Annotated in this window: 19 protein-coding genes; 11 read left to right on the forward strand and 8 right to left on the reverse strand. The window is 39.8% G+C overall.

The genetic code is table 11. The features are described 5' to 3' along the window. The first annotated feature begins 14 nt into the window (after positions 1 to 14). From CH76_RS05300 to mnhG, 7 genes are read left to right on the forward strand one after another with little or no spacing between them, the layout of a single operon-like run. On the forward strand, positions 15 to 2426 hold the full coding sequence (locus CH76_RS05300; RefSeq protein WP_036143931.1) for a Na+/H+ antiporter subunit A: 2412 nt from the start codon (positions 15 to 17) through the stop codon (positions 2424 to 2426). Further along, complete coding sequence (locus CH76_RS05305; protein ID WP_036143933.1) at positions 2413 to 2835, forward strand: Na(+)/H(+) antiporter subunit B; 423 nt, start codon at positions 2413 to 2415, stop codon at positions 2833 to 2835. The genes CH76_RS05300 and CH76_RS05305 overlap by 14 nt, the downstream gene beginning before the upstream one ends. Then, entirely contained in the window at positions 2835 to 3179 is a 345-nt protein-coding gene (locus CH76_RS05310) for a Na(+)/H(+) antiporter subunit C (protein WP_036143936.1), read from the forward strand. The genes CH76_RS05305 and CH76_RS05310 overlap by 1 nt, the downstream gene beginning before the upstream one ends. Continuing rightward, positions 3172 to 4659 (forward strand): Na+/H+ antiporter subunit D, encoded by a 1488-nt coding sequence (locus tag CH76_RS05315; protein WP_036143938.1) that lies wholly within the window; start codon positions 3172 to 3174, stop codon positions 4657 to 4659. The genes CH76_RS05310 and CH76_RS05315 overlap by 8 nt, the downstream gene beginning before the upstream one ends. Before the next feature lie 3 nt (positions 4660 to 4662). Beyond that, on the forward strand, positions 4663 to 5142 hold the full coding sequence (locus CH76_RS05320) for a Na+/H+ antiporter subunit E (protein ID WP_036143940.1): 480 nt from the start codon (positions 4663 to 4665) through the stop codon (positions 5140 to 5142). Beyond that, complete coding sequence (locus CH76_RS05325; RefSeq protein WP_036143943.1) at positions 5139 to 5420, forward strand: Na(+)/H(+) antiporter subunit F1; 282 nt, start codon at positions 5139 to 5141, stop codon at positions 5418 to 5420. The genes CH76_RS05320 and CH76_RS05325 overlap by 4 nt, the downstream gene beginning before the upstream one ends. Then, a complete protein-coding gene (gene mnhG, locus CH76_RS05330) occupies positions 5404 to 5772 on the forward strand; it encodes a monovalent cation/H(+) antiporter subunit G (RefSeq protein ID WP_036143945.1) in 369 nt (122 codons plus the stop codon). The genes CH76_RS05325 and mnhG overlap by 17 nt, the downstream gene beginning before the upstream one ends. Positions 5773 to 5809: 37 nt before the next feature. Here mnhG and CH76_RS05335 read toward each other — a convergent pair whose 3' ends face one another. Next, positions 5810 to 7297 carry a leucyl aminopeptidase gene (locus CH76_RS05335; protein ID WP_036143947.1) on the reverse strand — a complete coding sequence of 496 codons (1488 nt, stop codon included), beginning with the start codon at positions 7295 to 7297 and terminating at the stop codon, positions 5810 to 5812. A 126-nt stretch (positions 7298 to 7423) separates the two neighbouring features. Here CH76_RS05335 and CH76_RS05340 point away from each other — a divergent pair, with 126 nt between their 5' ends. Continuing rightward, the gene (locus tag CH76_RS05340; protein WP_200877331.1) at positions 7424 to 7894 is read left to right on the forward strand and encodes a divergent PAP2 family protein; all 471 of its coding nucleotides are present in this window, start codon (positions 7424 to 7426) and stop codon (positions 7892 to 7894) included. A gap of 44 nt (positions 7895 to 7938) precedes the next feature. Here the strand turns inward: CH76_RS05340 and CH76_RS05345 are convergent, their stop codons facing one another. From CH76_RS05345 to CH76_RS05360, 4 genes are all read right to left on the reverse strand, one after another. After that, positions 7939 to 8262 carry a YuiB family protein gene (locus CH76_RS05345; protein ID WP_036143951.1) on the reverse strand — a complete coding sequence of 108 codons (324 nt, stop codon included), beginning with the start codon at positions 8260 to 8262 and terminating at the stop codon, positions 7939 to 7941. A gap of 97 nt (positions 8263 to 8359) precedes the next feature. After that, positions 8360 to 8845 (reverse strand): NUDIX domain-containing protein, encoded by a 486-nt coding sequence (locus tag CH76_RS05350; protein WP_036143954.1) that lies wholly within the window; start codon positions 8843 to 8845, stop codon positions 8360 to 8362. 85 nt (positions 8846 to 8930) lie between these two features. After that, positions 8931 to 10145 carry an NAD(P)/FAD-dependent oxidoreductase gene (locus CH76_RS05355; protein WP_036143956.1) on the reverse strand — a complete coding sequence of 405 codons (1215 nt, stop codon included), beginning with the start codon at positions 10143 to 10145 and terminating at the stop codon, positions 8931 to 8933. A gap of 222 nt (positions 10146 to 10367) precedes the next feature. Beyond that, entirely contained in the window at positions 10368 to 10742 is a 375-nt protein-coding gene (locus CH76_RS05360; RefSeq protein ID WP_036143958.1) for an iron-sulfur cluster assembly accessory protein, read from the reverse strand. A 110-nt stretch (positions 10743 to 10852) separates the two neighbouring features. Between CH76_RS05360 and CH76_RS05365 the strand changes: the two genes are divergently transcribed. Next, positions 10853 to 11527, forward strand: a complete 675-nt coding sequence (locus tag CH76_RS05365) for a DUF2225 domain-containing protein (RefSeq protein ID WP_036143960.1) — start codon at positions 10853 to 10855, stop codon at positions 11525 to 11527. A 39-nt stretch (positions 11528 to 11566) separates the two neighbouring features. Here CH76_RS05365 and CH76_RS05370 read toward each other — a convergent pair whose 3' ends face one another. Continuing rightward, complete coding sequence (locus CH76_RS05370; protein WP_036143963.1) at positions 11567 to 11803, reverse strand: NifU family protein; 237 nt, start codon at positions 11801 to 11803, stop codon at positions 11567 to 11569. An 83-nt stretch (positions 11804 to 11886) separates the two neighbouring features. On the opposite strand from CH76_RS05370, the gene CH76_RS05375 reads away from it, so the two are divergent. Further along, positions 11887 to 12210 (forward strand): YuzD family protein, encoded by a 324-nt coding sequence (locus CH76_RS05375; protein ID WP_036143964.1) that lies wholly within the window; start codon positions 11887 to 11889, stop codon positions 12208 to 12210. An 18-nt stretch (positions 12211 to 12228) separates the two neighbouring features. On the opposite strand, the gene CH76_RS05380 is transcribed toward CH76_RS05375, so the two are convergent. Beyond that, complete coding sequence (locus CH76_RS05380) at positions 12229 to 12651, reverse strand: MepB family protein (protein ID WP_051910246.1); 423 nt, start codon at positions 12649 to 12651, stop codon at positions 12229 to 12231. Between the two features lie 51 nt (positions 12652 to 12702). Continuing rightward, complete coding sequence (locus tag CH76_RS05385; RefSeq protein WP_036143966.1) at positions 12703 to 13770, reverse strand: NAD(P)/FAD-dependent oxidoreductase; 1068 nt, start codon at positions 13768 to 13770, stop codon at positions 12703 to 12705. A 156-nt stretch (positions 13771 to 13926) separates the two neighbouring features. Here CH76_RS05385 and CH76_RS05390 point away from each other — a divergent pair, with 156 nt between their 5' ends. Further along, the gene (locus CH76_RS05390) at positions 13927 to 14163 is read left to right on the forward strand and encodes a YuzB family protein (protein ID WP_036143968.1); all 237 of its coding nucleotides are present in this window, start codon (positions 13927 to 13929) and stop codon (positions 14161 to 14163) included. Positions 14164 to 14166: the final 3 nt, after the last annotated feature.

Here is a 14166-nt window from a genome sequence, read left to right on the forward strand (position 1 = left end):
AAAGGAGGATTTTTTTGGCACAACTACTTTATATCTTTATTCCAATGCTTGCTGCGGTTTTATTACCTTTTTTATATAAGTATATAAAAAGTATTCACACAGGTTGGTTTGTGTTAGCCGTACCTGCTACGCTCGTCGCTATTTATATTAGCTATATTAGTGCCGTAGCAAATGGTGAGGTATTTACCGCAACTATGAATTGGATTCCGTCATTAGATATTAACTTTACATCTTATTTAGACGGTTTAAGTTTATTGTTCTCTCTATTAATTACAGGGATCGGCTCATTGGTCGTACTGTACTCTATCTTCTATTTAGATAAAGAGAAAGAACAACTGCACAACTTCTATATTTATTTGCTACTCTTTATGTCAGCAATGCTTGGTGTTGTGCAATCCGATCATTTGATTTCCCTATACTTCTTTTGGGAGCTTACTTCAATTTCATCATTTTTATTAATTGGTTATTGGTACACACGCGATGGCTCGCGCTTTGGCGCTTTAAAATCGATGATGATTACTGTAGGTGGCGGTCTATTTATGCTAGGGGGCTTTATTTTACTTAGCATTATGGGTGATACGTATTCTATCCGCGAACTTATTGCGCAAGCACCTGAGCTTGTTAACCATCCCTACTTCACATGGGCATTAATTTTAGTATTGCTTGGCGCATTTACTAAATCTGCTCAGTTCCCATTTTATATTTGGTTGCCAGATGCGATGGAAGCACCTACACCTGTCAGTGCATATTTGCACTCCGCGACAATGGTTAAGGCTGGTATTTATTTAGTAGCTCGCTTAACACCCATTTTTGCAGCTTCAGAGATTTGGGTATGGCTTGTGTCAGGTATTGGTCTACTTACCTTGTTCTGGGGTTCGTTCTTCGCTGTGAAGCAAACCGATTTAAAAGGTATTTTAGCGTTTTCGACTGTCAGTCAGCTCGGCTTAATTATGTCACTACTTGGCGCTAGTGCTGTTGCATTCCATGTAACGGATGCACAAGACACAGCCTTCCGATTTGCCGCATACGCTGCAATCTTCCATTTAATTAACCATGCTACGTTTAAAGGTAGCTTGTTTATGATTGCAGGGATTGTTGACCACGAAACAGGCACACGTGACATTCGTAAACTTGGTGGTTTAATGAGCGTTATGCCACTTAGCTTTACAGTAGCTGCTATCGGTAGTTTTTCTATGGCAGGTCTACCACCATTTAATGGTTTTTTAAGTAAGGAAATGTTCCTTACCGCTATGCTTGCATTAAAAGATTTCGAACTATTCAATTTTGATACATGGGGCATTTTATTCCCTGTAGTTGCTTGGATAGCTAGTATCTTTACATTTGGTTATAGCTTTTACTTTGTGTTCCACACTTTTGTTAAAAAACGTGAGGCGCAATTACCAACAAATGTACATGAAGCACCGATTGGCATGTTAATTTCACCAATGGTACTCGCTACATTTGTTGTCGTAATTTTCTTTATCCCAAATATTATTGGTGATTTATTTGTTAAACCTGCTGTTATTGCGATTCAGCCGTTTTTATATAGCGCACCAGGTGAGGTTAAGGTTGACGTAACTGCTTGGCATGGCTTTAATACTGAGTTATTCATGACCATTGGCGTTGTAGTATTTGGTTTATTACTCTTTATGACATTAAAGCGCTGGCAAAAACTTTATGCCTTACAGCCTGAGTTTTTATCACTTAACCGTGCGTATGATGGCATTATGTTAGGTCTTGATGTAGGCGCTAACCGCTTCTCAAAACTGTATATGACTAACTCTATGCGCAGCTATTTAATTTATATGTTTAGTGCAATCAGCGTAATTGTCGTTGGTACATTATTATTTAAAGGCGCATTTACAATGTCCTTTGAAGGTACTGCTCCAATCCGTGCGTATGAGTTAATTTTAATTGTCGTACTCGTTACAGGTGTTATTACTACACTCATTGCTAAGTCACGACTTACAGCAATTATTGGGCTTGGCTCTGTTGGTTATACTGTAGCGTTGTTCTTTGTTATTTTTAACGCACCTGACCTAGCGTTAACACAGCTTGTTATCGAAACAATTTCGGTCGCGCTATTTTTATTAGCATTTTACCATTTACCGCCGATCACACGCGTCAATGAGCGCATGCGCTTCCAAGTGAACCGTGCAGTTGTATCAGTAGCTGTTGGTGTGATGGTAACAGTGCTTGCACTGTCTGCCCAATCACAAAAAATCTTCCCTTCGATTTCTAAATACTACGAAGAGACAGTCGCAACGCTTGCAGGCGGTGGTAACATCGTTAACGTTATTTTAGTAGACTACCGTGGTTTTGATACATTGTTTGAAATCGCAGTGCTTGGCATTGCCGGTATGGGTATCTTTGCCATGATTAAATTACGTCTAACAAAGAAGGAGAATATAAATGAAAACAAATGACGTGATTATTCAATTTACAGCGAAAATTGTATTCTTTATTATTTTCTTCTTCGCGATTCATATTTTTTTAGCAGGACATTATACACCAGGGGGCGGCTTTGTTGGGGGCTTACTTGCCTCAAGCGCAATTGTCCTATTGGTGCTAGCCTTTGATATTACTACGGTACGTACAATTATCCCTGTAACATATACGACGCTTACAGCAGTTGGCCTAATCATTGCGCTTGCTACTGCGTCGTTCCCCATGTTAAAGGGCGACCCGTTTTTTACGCATTACTTTGATTACTTTACACTGCCGTTAATCGGTAAAACGTCATTGCATACAGCGATGCTGTTTGACACAGGCGTATTTTTGGTTGTTGTTGGCGTAACGATGACTATTATTCAAACGATTGGGGAGGATGAATAATGGAAATTATTATGGCGTTCGTCATTGGCTTCTTATTTATGGCCGCTGTATATTTAATGCTCTCACGTAGTTTGCTACGCATTATTATTGGTACAGGGCTACTCAGTCACGGCGCTCACTTATTGATCCTAACAATGGGTGGACTTGGTGGTAGCGCACCGCCTGTTTTAGCAGACGGCGTGGAAGATTTTGCTGACCCACTGCCACAAGCGCTAATTTTAACAGCAATTGTAATTAGCTTTGGTGTAACAGCCTTCTTCCTTGTACTAGCCTACCGCTCGTATCAGGAACTTAATACAGATGATATTAGTGAAATGAAAGGAGGAGACGAAGAAGATGAATAACTTTGTTCTTCTCCCAATTATCATTCCGTTTTTCTTTGGTATGGTATTGATGTTTGGTCAAAAGAGTTTGCGCTTCCAACGTGGTGGCGCTATGCTCGGTCTTATCCTTGCCTTTGCTAGTGCAGTATCGCTTCTTTTTAAAGTAAAAGAAGATGGGGTGCAAAAGCTAACCTTTGGTGGCTGGCCAGAGCCTTTTGGTATTACGATGGTGTCGGATATGGTATCTGCTCTACTTGTAACTACTACTTTACTGCTAGCCATTTTTATTGTGTGGTATAGCTTTAACTCTATCGGCACAGCACGTGAGCAATTTTATTACTACCCTGCTATTATGATGATTATTACAGGGGTTAATGGCGCATTTACTACAGGTGACATTTTTAATATGTTCGTATTCTTTGAGGTATTATTAATGGCCTCGTATGTATTAATTGTCCTTGGTGGTACACGCGCACAACTTGCAGGCTCCATTAAATACATTTTAATCAATGTTATTTCTTCGGCTCTGTTCGTTATTGCGATTGCTTATTTATACGCTGTAATTGGTTCGTTAAATATGGCTGATATTTCGGTCAAAATTGCTGAGATTAATCAACCTGCCATTATTACAGTTATTGCCGTACTATTTTTAATGGTGTTTGGACTGAAGGCGGCGATTTTCCCGCTATACTTCTGGCTACCAACATCTTACGCAGCAGCACCACCGCCTGTACTTGCCCTATTTGGTGCATTGTTAACGAAAGTCGGCGTGTATGCCATAATGCGTACGTACACCTTATTCTTTATCCATGATACAGCCTATACACATGAGCTGTTATTATGGTTATCCGTCTTTACTATTTTAGCGGGCTGTATTGGCGCGCTCGCCTACTTTGATGTAAAACAAATTATTATTTACAATATTGTTATTGCTGTAGGTGTTATTTTATTTGGTGTAGCACAAATGAACGAAACAGGTCTGCAAGGCGCTATGTTTTATTTAATTCACGATATGATTATTAAAGCAGCACTATTTATGCTTGTAGGGATTATCGTGTATAAAACAGGCACTACTAACCTTCGTAAAATGGGTGGCTTAATGAAATCCTCCCCGACACTTGGCTGGTTTTATTTAATTGCCGCGTTCGGTCTTGCTGGTATCCCACCACTAAGCGGCTTCGTTGGTAAATTATTAATTGCTAAGGGTGGTTTTGAGGCTGGTAACATGTGGTCAAGTCTATTTGTATTAGCAACAAGTCTACTTGTATTACTATCTGTTATCCGCATATTCATTTATGCTTTCTGGGGCGAAGAAAAACCCGTACAGCCAATTTTAACAAAGGCTGAGACAACAAAATTATTCATCCCAACAGCCATCGTAATTTTAATTTCTATTGCGTATGGTGTAGGGGCAGAATATTTAACGCCATTTATGAGTGATGCTGGCAAACTATTAGCTGACCCATCGATTTATGTTGATGCGGTGTTGAAGGGAGAGTAAGCAATGGCATTTCAAATGTTACTAAACTTTGCACTCGCGTTTATTTGGATGTTCCTTTCTTCTAACTATACGGTGAGCGGCTTCCTCATTGGTTTTATTTTAGGCATCATTGTTATTGTTATGATGCGCCGCTTCTTTAAACAAAAGCTGTATTTAGTACGTGTATGGGCCATTATTAAGCTGACCGTACTATTCTTTAAGGAATTAATCTTAGCTAACGTGCAAGTATTTAAACTTGCACTTAGTCCAAAGATGGATATGAAGCCTGCATTTTTCGCAATGCCCACAGAACTCACTGAGGACTGGGAGATTACGCTTCTATCAAGTTTAATTACACTTACTCCCGGCACAGTCGTTGTGCACGTCTCAGACGATGCTAAGACGCTTTACATCCATGCTATTGATATGGATGATGTGGACGAGGCAATTGATGATATTAAAAATTCATTTGAGAAGGCAATTATGGAGGTGACTAAATCATGACAGTGTTTATTTGGAGCTCTATCGTGATTATTACACTTGCTATGATTCCTGTAGTGTTTCGTATGGTTAAGGGGCCTACCGCTTCTGACCGCGTTGTAGCGCTCGACTCACTCGGCGTTTCATTGATTAGTTTGATTGCGCTGTTCTCAATTTTTGTCGAAACAGTTTTTTTCCTAGAGATTATTTTATTACTGGCCATCCTATCCTTTATCGGTACAGTAGCATTCTCTAAATTTATCGAGAAGGGAGATATCATTAAACGTGACAATTCTCGCTAACCTACTCGTTATCCTACCTATTTCAGTCGGTGTATTATTTATTGTCGTAACAGCCATTGGCTTAATTCGTTTTCCTGACCTTTATACGCGTGCACATGCAGCATCTAAAAGTGCTACGCTTGGGGTTATGAGTGTATTGATTGGGGTATTCTTTCACTTTTGGCTATTTGAAAACCACTTCAATCCACGTATTTTATTAGGGATTGTCTTCCTGTTTATTACGGGACCTGTTGGCGGTCATATTATGAGCCGCTCCTCTTACATTGCTGGCGTTAAACCATGGGAGGGCACAGTGAAAGATGACCTCGCCGAAGAAATTGAACGTATGAAAAAAGAACAAGGCATTAAATAAAAAAATCGCTTGGGCATAACGCCCAAGCGATTTTTTATTATTTCTCTGCACCCTTACGTTCAATAAAGCTTGCAAGTGTACGTACCATAGCACCTGTACCACCTTTTGGTCCAAGATCATGTGCCGCCTCTGCATCTGATGTACCTGCAATATCTAAATGAATCCAAGGTGTATCATCTGCAAACTCACCAACAAAACCACCCGCAAAAATCATGTGACCATCGCGACCTGGTGAGTTATTTAAATCTGCCATATCTGATTTACGAATGCGTTTTTTGTCGCTTTCTGTTAAAGGTAAGCGCCATACAAACTCATCTGTTTCACCTGTTGACAACATAAAGTCTTCAAAGAAATCTTCGTTATTTGTCAGTGCACCTGTTTTGTCCATACCAAGTGCTACAATTACGCCGCCTGTTAATGTCGCAATATCAAATAAATAATTTGCGCCTTGTTGCTTAGCGTATGTTAGCGCATCCGCTAATACTAAGCGACCCTCAGCATCTGTGTTTAATACTTCTACCGTTTTACCGCTATACGTCGTTAATACATCGTCAGGTTTAATGGCTGTACCCGAAATCATATTATCAGTTGCACCAATTACTGCAACCACGTTTTGATTAGGACGTGTTTCACCAATAATTTTCATTGCACCTAGTACAGCTGCTGCACCGCCCATATCGCCCTTCATACCAACCATGCCGTCACGTGGCTTTAATGAATAGCCGCCTGTATCATACGTAACACCCTTACCTACTAAGCCGATAACATCGTCAAAGTTTTCTGTTGCTTGATATTTTAACGTAATTAAACGAGGCTCCTCTACTGAACCGCGGTTAACACCTAAAATACCACCCATACCTAATTCCTCAAGCTCAGCCTTACCTAAAATTTCTACATCAAAGCCATATTGTTCAGCTAACTCAGCTGCATAATCTGCAAGTTTAGTTGCTGTTAAAATATTCGGTGGTAAATTCACTAAATCACGTGCGCTATTTGTTGCATCACCATAGATTGAGCCTGCCTCAAATGCCGCAGCTACCTCATCCATATCAGCCGTCGTTACAAAGCTTGCTGACGTTAACATAGCATCCTCTTTGTTAGATGTTGTTTTATAATTTGCTACTGCAAAATGTCCAAGCGTGATGCCCTCACCCGCTAAATAAGCTACATCATCCGCTGTGATTTCTTCTGTTACGAAAGAGTCTACCCATAATGTAAATGACGCAAGGTTTGCCTCACGTAATGCTTTCCCTACTAAGCCAAAGCTTTCGCGTAATGTTTTTTCTGTCAATGACTTTGCATCATCTAAACCAACAAAAAGTACACGCTCTACTTTGCTATTGAAAGGTACTTTCGTGATTTTTTTCTCAGCTGTAGCAATATCCCCAGCTTTAATCCATTGCTCTACTTGCTCACCAAAGCATGATGTAAACGCTTCCCAGTTTTTGCGCGTCTTTGGTACACCTACAATAAGTACAGGTGTTGTTAATTGTTCAAAAGTTGTCGTTGTCTTATTAATTTGCATAAGTTGTATGCCTCCTTAAATGTTGTACGCTATTCATTATAGCAATCTTTTTGAATTTCGTGTAAATTTGCGCTTCTTTGAAATAAGCAATGCTATACTAATACTAAAAGTGAGGGGGACATGACTATGATGTTACTAGAAAATACACCGCTTGTTGTAGCACTATGCGCAATTATCTTTGCGCAAATTTTAAAAGTACCTATTTATTTTTTGGTGATGAAGAAATGGGATTTTTCTTTATTAACGTCTACTGGTGGCATGCCTAGCTCACATTCTGCAGCTGTAGCTAGTTTAGCGACAGCAGTTGGTTTCGAAACGTCGCTTGACTCACCTGTCTTTGCTGTAGCAGTTATGTTTGCATTAATTGTTATGTATGATGCGAGTGGTGTACGTCTTGAAGCAGGTAAACACGCTACGCTACTTAATGAATTACGGCAAGACTTTGATTTACTTACTAAAAATATTGCAGAGTGGCCAAAACTTGATGCCGAAGAAAAACATCAAGAGTTAAAAACTTTGCTTGGGCATAAACGTAGTGAGGTTGTCGTTGGTGCGCTAGCTGGTATCGCTTTAGCCTGTACTATTTATATATTTTAAATAAAAGGGAGGCCTGCGCGTTGGCGCAAGCCTCCCTCTTGTTATTAAAACATTTGGTAACCACTTTTACGTAAATACTTCATGACAATACCTGCAACAACTGCGCCTGCAAAACCGCCACCTAGTATGGCAATATCAACAGCGTGTAGTGCTTGTAGCTTGTCTAATAAGGCTGGAAACGCCATGCCTGGTTTAAAAATATAATCGACAGCTTTTACATCATCTATGATAAACACAACGATAATGGGATAAATTAGCGCCATAAACCATGTTACGCGTAACAGCATATTTAATAAGAAGCCAATGCCGAAGAACATAACGAAAAATAATACGACCGAGATGATTAATTGAACGATTGAAATACTCATACTATGTAATACCTCCGTTTTCCTTTCATTAGTTTACATGATACATTGAGCGCTTTCAATCACTTCAGCTTAACTTCAATCAATTGTACACATATTGCTAAAAAAATAATTTATAATTTGTATAGTCAAAAACAGGATCAGGCTTTACATTTAAATTTTCCATAAATTTTTGCTGTTGGTAGGTGTTCTTAGCCATTTCTAACAGCATTTCTGATGTTAAGCTATCCGCAATTAAAGCGGCTGGTGTTAGCCAAGCAACTTCAAGTAGCTCATTACGGGCAACTGTAATGTGCTCATGACGAGGCTGTGCTAAAAAAATTGCCATATTGTCACTAATATCATCACGAATAACACCTGTACGAAAACCAATCAGACCTTCTACCTGACAATCAATTCCTGTTTCCTCTTTAATTTCACGTACAACAGCTTGGTCAACCGTCTCGCCCGCATCTACAAATCCTGCAGGTAATGACCAACGCCCCTTTAAGCCACTATAAGCCTTTTTGACAACAAGCCACTCTCCCTTATTATTAATGACAAGACCTGCTGCACCAAGCCATACTTTACCTCGATTTTTACTCATGTTCATTCCCCCAATGCCGATACTTCTATTATAAGCAATCCGCACAAAAAAATCGCCTCCCGCTAACGCAGGAGGCGATGATTTCTTATAGGAATTTAAATTTACCTTTTTTAAGTACTAGACCAGGTCCGCCAACTAAGAATAGTGCGCGGTTGTCGATTACTTTTTTCAGTGCTGATGCTGTTTTACCTGTAAATTTACGGCCCATTGCATCACCAATTGCATCGTCATGTCCTAAAGAACATACAGCACCTTTAAGGTCTGGTACGAACGCTGATGTTTCGTTACCTTCCATTAGGCTTACGATATTTTTCGCAATTTGCACACCTTGTTGCATAGCAATTTGCGCTGTTGGTGGGTATGGACGGTCGATTTCTGGGTTAATCATAAACGCACAGTCACCAACGATGAATACATCGTCAAAGCCTGGTGCGCGCATATCTGGCTCTACGCGTACACGAGCACGAGCATTTTCGATACCTGATGTTTCGATAAGCTTGCTACCGCGAACACCAGCAGCCCATACTACAGTGCCTGCTTTGATGAATTCAAATTCATCTTCGCCTTTTTTAATTTTAACGCCTTCTTCAGTTGCTTCAACAACTGGTGTACCGATTGAGAACTCGATACCTTTTTTCTGTAATTGGTTTACAGCATACTCTACTAGGTTTTTATCAAAGCCTGGTAATACCATTGGTGCAGCTTCTACACATAGTACACGTACTTTTTCCTGTGGAATATCAAACTCTTTGCAAAGTTCTGGTACACGGTTACCTAATTCACCTAAGAACTCGATACCTGTGAAGCCTGCGCCACCAACTACGATTGTTAATTTACTATCATCTTTAACTTCGTCTAAAGACCAGCTAGCAAATTGATACTCGATATGCTCACGTACTTGACGTGCGGCATTTAAGTTAGCTAATGCTAATGCGTGTGTGTCTAAGCCTGGGATACCGAAAGTTTCGCCTTCAAATCCTAGACCAATTACTAAGTAATCATAATCCATTTTGCCTTCTGAAGTTTCAACAAGACGTTCAGTTACGTCAATGTTTGTTACTTCGGCCTTAACGAATTTCACTTTACTTTTATCAATTACGCTCTCTACGTCGTAACGTGCTTTGTTTGAATCAATTGTACCTGCTCCTGCTTCGTGTAACCAAGTTGACTCGTAGTGATAGTCATTTTTGTTTACTAATACGATGTTGGCGCCATCTTGGCCCACCAATTTTTGCAAGTTTACAACAGTTGTTAATCCACCGTAGCCCGCACCTAATACTAAAATTGTCGGTCTCTTCACTTGAATCAAAACCACCTTTAAATGTATTGTATCTAGCGCAAAAGAAACCGTTAGTAGTTGCCCCTAAACCTCAAGCGCTAGGTCGACAGTATTTCGACAAAAATCCTATCTACTATATTAGACCTTTTCTAGCTTGATTTCAACAAATTAATTCATGCTTGTGATTTACTTCACATTTAACAAAAAACTCACCTACGAGATGTAGGCGAGTTTATACAATGCTTATTCACAAACCTCAGGTGTTCCTTCGCGTTTTTCTGCACGGAAGCTTGTACCACAACCACATGATGCAATAGCATTTGGGTTATCAATCGTAAAGCCACCGCCCATTAATGACTGCTTATAGTCAATGCGCGTACCCTCTAAAATCGCTGCGTCTTCCTTGCTAACAAGTATTGGCAAACCAAATTGCTCATCAATTAAATCCGTATCTTTTTTCTCGCGGTCAAAGTTCATGCCATACGATAAGCCACTACAGCCACCGCCATTTACTGACACACGTAAAAATGCGCCTTGCTCTTCATTATATTCCATCATTTCTTTAATACGAAATGAGGCAGATTCTGTAATATCAATAACTTGTTTGGTAATTGTCATTACTGATCACCTTCCTTTCTTTTATCATATCAACTTTACTAATTTACGCGCAACTATTGCGCTTACTGCTATACTAAAGGTTATACATATTTATTTTGGAGGCAATTACAATGGAACTAACACCGCATTACGAAACAACTATTACATGTATTCATTGCAAGGAGGATTTCCCTACTGCTAAGTTACGTTCAAAATTTGTGCGTGTCAAAAAGCATGAGAGTGATTTCCAACCCGTCTATGTGAACCCTGACGTTAACGGTATTTATTATAACGTTTTTGTGTGTGAGCATTGCGGTTTTTCGTTTACGGAAGATTTTTCGCGCTACTTTGTACCAGGAACAGAACAAATCATTCAGAGTCAAATTGTAGAGCGCTTTGTACGTCGTTCGTATAATGGCGAGCGTACTGTTTTTCAAGCGCTTGAGGCGTATAAGCTTGCGCTAGTATGTGGCAACCTAAAAAAAGAGAAAAATGTCGTGCTCGCGGGACTTGCTATGCGCATTGCTTGGTTATACCGTTCACTCGATAATGAGGGGCAAGAGCTACGCTTTATGAAGATGTCCCGTGATTATTATATTAACTCTTACACTACAGGCGATTATAGCAGCACGCAAATGTCCGAGTTTCGCGTTCGTTATATGATTGGTGAGTTATCGCGCCGCATTGGTGACAATGAAGAGGCAACGCGTAGTTTCTCCCGTATTTTAGAACAGCAAAGCACATGCCTTGAGCCACAAATTATTACAATGACTAAAGAACAATGGTTAATAATGCGCGAAGAATAAAAATAAAAGAGGAAGGGAAATTTCCCTTCCTCTTTGTTATTAAAATACTTGCTCTACTTCGATAATGCCTGGTACTTCTTCTAGTAATGCGCGCTCAATACCTGCTTTTAACGTAATGGTAGAGCTTGGGCAGCTACCGCATGCACCTAGTAAGCGTAATTTTACGATACCATCTTCAATGTCTACTAATTCGCAGTCGCCACCATCTCGTAATAAAAATGGGCGTAATTTATCTAATACTTCTTGCACTTGATCAGTTAGTGTTGCTTGTGTCATTTAACTCGACTCCTTTCATTATAATGATTATAATGTTAATGCAGTAAAAAATCCAATATTGAATCATGAGAGGTTGATTTTCCATGTCAAACAATGCTCCAGTAATCGAAATTTATGGTGCCGCTATTGCTTGTGCAAGCTGTGTAAATGCACCGTCATCAAAAGATACGTATGAATGGCTTCAAGCGGCAATTGACCGTAAATATCCTAATCAAGCTTATACGATTCGTTATGTCGATATCGAAGCACCAATTGAGAATGAACGCGATAAAGCATGGGCTGAGCGCATTAATGATGATGAATTTTTTTACCCGCTCGTATTAATTAATAATGAAATGATTGGTGAAGGCTATATCCAACTTAAGCCTGTTTACGCCAAACTTGAAGCACTCGGCTTTCAAGCATAAAAGAAGGTAGCCTGTGAGCTACCTTCTTTTTTTATAATATGGTGCTTGTTTGCGCTGTGTGATAGTTGCTGTTTTATTTAAGCCTTGTTCGTGTGGTGGGTAAACACGCATTGCCATCTTTCCTGCCTTGGTAGCTGTTTGTACAACACCTAATGCAAGCAATGCTGCGCGAGGAAAGCTAAAATAATCGCCGTCCTCCGTAAAAATCAACAAGTAATCTGGACTGCTGTTCGCATAAAATGCTTGATTAACTCCTGCCGCATCCTTCTCCCAAAAAGCAACAAAATAACCTGCCTTCTTAGGTGTACGTTTAGCTAAACGACTGCGATAACTAATGCCCTCTACTGTAAATGTACAACCCTCATAAGCTGCATTTTGTGGCTCTTGTTGTATGGTCTCAAGCTGTGAAAATAGTTCTTTTAGCCATTGTTGTGATTGCACGTTAATCCCTCCAGCAAAAAAGCTGCCTCCTCTGAGACAGCTTTTTACATATTAATCATTTTGACGCTTGTACATCCATAATAAACCTGACTTCATTAAACGTGCGATACGTCCTGTTAATGTAGTATCAGCTAAATGCACAAAACCTTGTTTTTTACCTAAAGAGCCCATAAAGCCTTTTAATTTAATTTCAGGCATTTTTTCTGGTAACTCCTCATGGCGCCAGCGAGCTTTTAATACACGAACAATATGCTCTGCTTGCTCCTCAGCTAGCTGTGCTGTTGGTGGTAAAGTTGAGGATGCACAGTCTCCTACAAAGAACACATGCTCATCTTCTGGCGTATAAAAATACTGTGTTACGATTGGACGGTCAAATTTATCTTTTTCTACATCCATATCACGCACAATTTTTACAGGCTGTACGCCCGCTGTCCATACAACCGCATCCACATCAATAATATTGTCGTGGTTATATAACTTACCTTGCTCTACTTTAGTAATATTAGAGTTGGCTACAACATCTACATTGTGTTTATCAAACCATTGTTGTACATAACGGCTAAGCTTCTCAGGGAAGTCACGTAAAATACGCTCACCGCGGTCAAATAATTTAACGTTTAAATCTGGACGGCTCTCACGTAGCTCACTTGCCATTTCGATACCACTTAGGCCTGCCCCCACAATGCCTACAGTCGAACCTGATGGTAAGCCGCATACTTCTTTATATGTGCGACGTGCCTTGCCAATTGTTTGAATGCTATACGTAAATTCATCAGCACCTGGTACACCGTGATATTTATCCTCACAACCTAAACCTACAACTAGCTCATCATACGGTACATGTTCGCCGCTCTCTAAAACGACCTCTTTTGTCTCGCGATTTACTTCAACCACTTCACCGTACATCACCTTAAGGCGCTCATGCTCAGGGAAGCTAACACGAATATCCTTATCTGTTGATGTGCCTGCTGCTACTGCATAAAACTCAGTTTTTAAGCTATGAAACGGTGTTCGATCAATCAATGTAATTTGCATATCTAACGGAAGATTGTTGGGTAGCAGGCGTAATAAAATTCGCATGTTGCCGTAGCCCCCACCTAAAAGTACTAAATTTCGCATAGTTCGCTCCTTCTCCACTCCATTTTTTGTTCACAAAGTTTCCATATTTCATAGTATATATGATTGTGATACTTTTCACAATATCATTTTTTGTTCTTTGTTACTTGTCTATTTTATGAAAAGAGAGTAGCATAACTTTTGAAAGAGGTGACCCCAGTGAATCCGATGGTTGAATTTTGTGTAAGTAATTTAGCAAATGGCGCGCAAGAAACCTTTGAAGCGCTTGAACGCGACCCGAATGTTGATGTACTTGACTATGGTTGCCTAAGCTACTGTACAAAGTGTGATAATGCTTTTTATGCTTTGGTAAATGGTGAAATTGTTGAGGCGGATACACCTGCCGAGTTAACCAAAAATATTTATCAGTACATTGAAGATAACCCAATGTGGTAAAAA

Origin of the sequence: Lysinibacillus sp. BF-4 (genome assembly GCF_000743635.1) — a bacterium.
In the GTDB taxonomy this organism is placed as follows: domain Bacteria; phylum Bacillota; class Bacilli; order Bacillales_A; family Planococcaceae; genus Metalysinibacillus; species Metalysinibacillus saudimassiliensis.

Bases quoted from the DNA above. Each gene is read 5' to 3' on its own strand.
- CH76_RS05305 (WP_036143933.1), top strand. From the start codon at position 2,413: ATGAAAACAAATGACGTGATTATTCAATTTACAGCGAAAATTGTATTC.
- CH76_RS05310 (WP_036143936.1), top strand. From the start codon at position 2,835: ATGGAAATTATTATGGCGTTCGTCATTGGCTTCTTATTTATGGCCGCT.
- CH76_RS05315 (WP_036143938.1), top strand. From the start codon at position 3,172: ATGAATAACTTTGTTCTTCTCCCAATTATCATTCCGTTTTTCTTTGGT.
- CH76_RS05320 (WP_036143940.1), top strand. From the start codon at position 4,663: ATGGCATTTCAAATGTTACTAAACTTTGCACTCGCGTTTATTTGGATG.
- CH76_RS05325 (WP_036143943.1), top strand. From the start codon at position 5,139: ATGACAGTGTTTATTTGGAGCTCTATCGTGATTATTACACTTGCTATG.
- CH76_RS05335 (WP_036143947.1), bottom strand. From the start codon at position 7,297: ATGCAAATTAATAAGACAACGACAACTTTTGAACAATTAACAACACCT.
- CH76_RS05340 (WP_200877331.1), top strand. From the start codon at position 7,424: ATGATGTTACTAGAAAATACACCGCTTGTTGTAGCACTATGCGCAATT.
- CH76_RS05345 (WP_036143951.1), bottom strand. From the start codon at position 8,262: ATGAGTATTTCAATCGTTCAATTAATCATCTCGGTCGTATTATTTTTC.
- CH76_RS05350 (WP_036143954.1), bottom strand. From the start codon at position 8,845: ATGAGTAAAAATCGAGGTAAAGTATGGCTTGGTGCAGCAGGTCTTGTC.
- CH76_RS05360 (WP_036143958.1), bottom strand. From the start codon at position 10,742: ATGACAATTACCAAACAAGTTATTGATATTACAGAATCTGCCTCATTT.
- CH76_RS05365 (WP_036143960.1), top strand. From the start codon at position 10,853: ATGGAACTAACACCGCATTACGAAACAACTATTACATGTATTCATTGC.
- CH76_RS05370 (WP_036143963.1), bottom strand. From the start codon at position 11,803: ATGACACAAGCAACACTAACTGATCAAGTGCAAGAAGTATTAGATAAA.
- CH76_RS05375 (WP_036143964.1), top strand. From the start codon at position 11,887: ATGTCAAACAATGCTCCAGTAATCGAAATTTATGGTGCCGCTATTGCT.
- CH76_RS05385 (WP_036143966.1), bottom strand. From the start codon at position 13,770: ATGCGAAATTTAGTACTTTTAGGTGGGGGCTACGGCAACATGCGAATT.